Annotated in this window: 1 protein-coding gene; it reads left to right on the plus strand. The window is 63.7% G+C overall.

Annotation, left to right across the window (positions count from 1 at the left end):
- The first annotated feature begins 953 nt into the window (after positions 1-953).
- Complete coding sequence (locus ACW7G5_RS14755; protein ID WP_457005768.1) at positions 954-1,280, plus strand: antibiotic biosynthesis monooxygenase family protein; 327 nt, start codon at positions 954-956, stop codon at positions 1,278-1,280.
- Positions 1,281-1,738: the final 458 nt, after the last annotated feature.

Genomic DNA, 1,738 nt, shown 5'->3' on the forward strand with positions numbered 1-1,738 from the left:
CCGGGCAGCGGCGGCCTAACAAGTCGTTCAAGCCGACGCCACATCGGGGCGCAAACCACATGGCAGGTACAGCTTGCCATGTGCTTCACGCCCCGCTGCGGCGCGGCTTAACTCTGGTGTTAGGCCTTGTTTCCCGCACTGTTGTTGCCGGGTTCCAGGCAATCTGTAGCGCCTCGCTCATCCGCAGCGTTTGCACCTCGCACGCGCGGTGCAGGCATCGGCAGTCAGCCCTGCAGCAGCTCGGCTTCGGACAGGCGCGACTCTCCGCAAGATTCGACCGGCCGAGTCGGCTTTGGACAGGGCGCTGTGAGAGTTCTTGGCCGCGCGAGTCGCTGGCTGTGGCTTCGGGCCCTGCAAGTGCCAGCCTCAGGCCGTTCGGCCAGACTTGTTGTAGTGTTCGGCTCAGGGGTTGGGCTGTCGCAAGGTCGGCGCAAGCTCGGAGTGCGGCGGCCTAACAAGTCGTTCAAGCCGACGCCACATCGGGGCGCAAATCACATGTCAGGTATAGCTTGCCATGTGCTTCACGCCCCGCTGCGGCGCGGCTTAACTCAGGCGTTAGGCCTTGTTTCCCGCACTGTTGTTGCCGGATTCCAGGCAATCTGTAGCGCTTCTCTCATCCGCAGCGTTTGCACCTCGCACGCGCGGTGCAGGCATCGGCAGTCAGCCCTGCAACACCTCGGCTTCGGACAGGCGCGACTCTTCGCAAGATTCGACCTGCCGGGTCGGCTTCACGCAGTGTGCGGTGAGAGTTCTTGGCCGCGCGCATGGTGCGTTTCGGCAGCACCAGACACGGTGCTTGTTGTACTGTTCGCCTCAGGGGTTGGGCTGCCGCACGTCGGGCGCAGGTGCCAGGGAACGGCGGCCTAACGAGTCGTTCAAGCCGATGCCGCTTCGCGGCACGGCTTAACTCTGGTGTTAGGCGCCTCATCACCATGGTCGCGACGGAAGCATCTATGACTCCCGGGTTCGTCGTTCTCTATCGCTGGCGGCTTCATCCGGGTTCGGAGGATTCGTTCGTCGAGGCATGGTCGCGCGTGTCGGACCTGCTGCGCTTAGAGCGGGGCTCTCTGGGCTCGCGGTTGCATCAAGGATCGGACGGGCTTTGGTACAGCTATGCCATGTGGCCTACTGCCAAGGCACGTGATGATGCGTTCGCGCTAGGGGCGATTGATCCTGAGGCTGGGATGCAGATGGAGCGGGCAACGGCCGAGCGATTCCCGGAGATTGTCTTGAGAACCGCTGCGGACTTTATGGTGCCGGCCGTCGGGGGCGGCGCCTAACAATGCGTTCAAGCCGACACCGCATCGGGGCGCAAACCACATGGCAGGTAAAGCGTGCCATGTGCTTCACGCCCCGCTACGGCGCGGCTTAACTTGGGTGTTAGGCCTTGGTTCCCGCACTGTTGTTGCCGGGTTCCAGGCAATCTGTAGCGCCTCGCTTATCCGCAGCGTTTGCACCTCGCACGCGCGGCGCAGGCATCGGCAGTCAGCCCTGCAACACCTCGGCTTCGGACAGGCGCGACTCTTCGCAAGATTCGACTTGCCGGGTCGGCTTCGGGCAGTGCGCGGTGAGAGTTCTTGGCCGCGCGCATGGTGCGTTTCGGCAGCATCAGACACGGCGCTTGTTGTACTGTTCGCCTCAGGGGTTGGGCTGCCGCACGTCGGGCGCAGGTGCCAGGGAACGGCGGCCTAACGAGTCGTTCAAGCCGATGCCGCTTCGCGGCACGGCTTAACTCTGG

It is taken from the genome of Luteimonas sp. A501, assembly GCF_054052085.1.

Excerpts from the sequence above, each read along its gene's own strand:
- ACW7G5_RS14755 (WP_457005768.1), top strand. The coding sequence starts at position 954 with ATGACTCCCGGGTTCGTCGTTCTCTATCGCTGGCGGCTTCATCCGGGT.